1 protein-coding gene is annotated in these 3569 nt (G+C 63.9%); it reads right to left on the bottom strand.

Annotation, left to right across the window (positions count from 1 at the left end):
• Positions 1 to 3501 (bottom strand): non-ribosomal peptide synthetase (locus ALI144C_RS00065; RefSeq protein WP_143230278.1); only part of this gene is annotated, 3501 nt, incomplete at its 3' end.
• Positions 3502 to 3569 lie beyond the last annotated feature (68 nt).

Raw genomic sequence — 3569 nt, 5'->3', positions numbered from 1 at the left:
GTAGGCGAGGTGGGCTTGGGGGGTGAGTTCGGTGAGGAACCAGAGTCGTTCTTGGCCGAAGGATGAGGGGAGTGTGACTCGGCCGTTTTCCTCGGCCCGCGGTAGTACAGTTATCTCCGCGATGTCCGTTGCTGGTAGTGCGGTGGCGAGTTCGGCGATGGTGGGGTGCTGGAAGAGCAGGTGCAGCGGAATGGTGGTGTGGAGTTGGTTCTGCAGCTGGTGAGTGATGCGGGTGGCGAGCAGGGAGTGTCCGCCGAGGGCGAAGAAGTTGTCGTGGACGCCGACCCGGTCGATTTCCAGTATGTCTTGCCAGACGGCCGCGATGAGTCGCTCGGGGTCGTTGCGCGGCGGTTCGTGTTGTGTCGGCGCGGCTGTGGGTTCGGGGAGGGCGTTGCGGTCGATTTTGCGGTTGGGTGTCAGGGGGAGGGTGTCGAGGAAGACCCACGCCGTGGGGATCATGTGGGTCGGAAGTGTTGCGCGGAGATGGTTTCGCAGTGAAGTGGTGTCGTCGTCGAGTTCCACGCCGACCACATAGGCACACAGTGTGTCGTTGCGCTTGATGACGGCGGCTTGGGTGACGTGGGGGTGTTCTTGGAGGGTGGTTTCGATTTCGGCGGGTTCGATGCGGTGGCCGTGGTGTTTGATCTGGTGGTCGGTTCGGCCGTGGTAGTCGAGTTGGCCGTCTGGCCGCCAGCGGGCGAGGTCGCCGGTGCGGTAGAGGCGTTTGCCGGGGTTGTGGGGGTCGGGGAGGTAGCGTTCTGCGGTGAGGGCTGGTCGTTGGTGGTAGCCGCGGGTGATGCTGGCTCCGCCGAGGTACAGCTCGCCGATGCTGCCGTATGGGACCGGGCGAAGGTCGGAATCGAGCACGTGGGCCTGCGTGTTGTGTAGCGGCTTGCCGATGGGGGTTCGTTGGTCGGTGGAAGTCGTGAGTGCGTGGGTGGAGTAGGTCGTGTCCTCGGACGGACCGTAGAGGTTGTTCACAGCCGTGACGTGTGGCTGGTCGTAGAGGGCGCGTACGAGTGCCGGGCTGAGTGCTTCGCCTGCCAGGTTGATGGTGGCGGCACTGGTGGGTAACGCGTCAGCGGTAAGGAGTTCCTGGGCGACCGATGGCACCGTGTTGATCAACGTCAGGTCGCTTAGGTTGCTGCCGATCAGATCCAGGGCGTTGTTTTCGGTGAGGGTGATGCTGCCGCCGATGGCCAGTGGGGCGAAGATCTCGTAGACCGAGAGGTCGAAGCAGACGGAGGTCGACGCGAGGACGTTGGTGAGTTGGGCTTTGGTGAATGTGGTGGTTGCCCAGGTGATCAGGGCTGTCGTGTGGTGGTGTTCGATCATGACGCCTTTGGGTAGTCCGGTTGATCCGGATGTGTAGATCACGTAGGCGAGGTTGTTGTTGGTTGCTGTGGTGGTTGGCCTGGTGGTGATTGTGGAGGTTTGGTCGGTGGGGATTGTGCGCCAGGGGCCTTGGTGGTTGTCGTTGGTGATGAGGGTGTTGGCGTTGGCGTCGTTGAGGATGTAGGTGATGCGGTCCTTGGGGTACGCCGGGTCTATGGGGACGTAGGCTGCGCCGGTTTTGAGCACGGCGAGCAACGCGACGATGAGATCGAGGGTGCGGGGGAGGCAGATGCCGACGAGGTCTTCCGGTCCGGTACGCAGGTGGTGGGCGAGCTGGTTGGCGCGTTGGTCGAGCTCCCGGTAGGTCAGTTCTCCGTCCGTAGCACGAATGGCGATGGCGTCCGGGGTCTGGTCGGCTTGGGCTTCGAACCATTCGTGCAGCAGACGGCCCGATATCGGAGTGTCGTCGCCGCGCACCAACTCGGCGAGCAGTTCGGCCTCGCCCGAAGGCATCACGGGCAGCTCGTGAACGAACTGATCAGGATCGGTCACCAGAGCGGACAGCAACGTGAGAAAGCGGTCGGCAACGCGTTGGGCGGTCGCCGCGGTGAACAGGTCGGTGTTGTAGATCAGCTCGCCGCTCAGACCGGTGCTCGTGTGTGCCAGGCGAAGTGTCAGTTCGAACTGGCTGGACCGCTGCTCCGGCCGCAGTTCCTCGATCTCGACACCGGGCATCGTGTACCGGGGAACGGCTTCGTCGAGGACGAACATGACCTGGAACAGCGGGCTGCGGCTGAGGTCCCTTTCCGGCTGTAGCTCCTCGACGAGCTTGTCGAACGGAACGTCCTGGTGCGCGTAGGCATCCAGGCATGTCGACCGCGTCCGGTCGAGGACGTCCCGGAACGACTGCCCTGCACTGAGGTTCGCGCGGAGCACGAGTGTGTTGACGAAGAAGCCGATGAGGTTTGCCACGTCGGGGTGTTGCCGTCCGGCGACCGGGGAGCCGACCGTGATGTCGTGCTGTCCGGAGATGCGGGCCAGGAGTGTCTGGAACGCGGCCAGCAGCAGCATGAAAACGGTGACACCCTCGGCCTTGGCAAGCTCTTGCACCGCGTTCCCGAGTGCCGCGTCCACCTCGACGGGATGCGTGGCACCGGTGAAGGTCTGGCGCGCCGGACGCGGGAAGTCCGGGGTCAGTTCCAGCGGCGTTGTGCCCGCAAGCTGGTTCCGCCAGTACGCAATGGACGGTCCCATGTCGGTGAGCTGTGTTCGTTGCCAGGCGGCGAAGTCCGCGTATTGGACGGGCAATGGGGGCAGTTCGGGCGCGCGTCCATCGACCAGCGCGGTGTAGGTGCTCGTGATTTCCCGTAGGAGGATGTCGAGTGACCAGCCGTCGGAGATGGCGTGGTGCATGGCGATGACGAGGGCATGGCGATCGTCGCCGAGGCGGGCGAGTGTGGCTCGGAACAGCGGGCCTTCGGCCAGGTCGAACGGTGTTGCCGCTTGTTCGTGGAGCAGGTCGGCCACTTGGGTCTCGCTGGTCAGGTCGATCTGAGCGAAGTACGGCTGTGCGTCGACATGGACGGCTTGGTGGTGTTGGTGGAGTGTGGTGCGGAGTGTTTCGTGGCGTTGGATGGTGGTGGTGATGGCGTTGTGGAGGGCTGTGGTGTTGAGGGGGCCGTGGAGGGTGGCTCCGCCGGTCATGGTGTAGGCGAGGTGGGCTTGGGGGGTGAGTTCGGTGAGGAACCAGAGTCGTTCTTGGCCGAAGGATGAGGGGAGTGTGACTCGGCCGTTTTCCTCGGCCCGCGGTAGTACAGTTATCTCCGCGATGTCCGTTGCTGGTAGTGCGGTGGCGAGTTCGGCGATGGTGGGGTGCTGGAAGAGCAGGTGCAGCGGAATGGTGGTGTGGAGTTGGTTCTGCAGCTGGTGAGTGATGCGGGTGGCGAGCAGGGAGTGTCCGCCGAGGGCGAAGAAGTTGTCGTGGACGCCGACCCGGTCGATTTCCAGTATGTCTTGCCAGACGGCCGCGATGAGTCGCTCGGGGTCGTTGCGCGGCGGTTCGTGTTGTGTCGGCGCGGCTGTGGGTTCGGGGAGGGCGTTGCGGTCGATTTTGCGGTTGGGTGTCAGGGGGAGGGTGTCGAGGAAGACCCACGCCGTGGGGATCATGTGGGTCGGAAGTGTTGCGCGGAGATGGTTTCGCAGTGAAGTGGTGTCGTCGTCGAGTTCCACGCCGA

Origin of the sequence: Actinosynnema sp. ALI-1.44, from assembly GCF_001984155.1 — a bacterium.
Classification (GTDB): domain Bacteria; phylum Actinomycetota; class Actinomycetes; order Mycobacteriales; family Pseudonocardiaceae; genus Kibdelosporangium.
The sequence above is the reverse complement of the archived record's forward strand: the minus strand, read 5'-3'. Positions and strand labels throughout refer to the sequence as shown.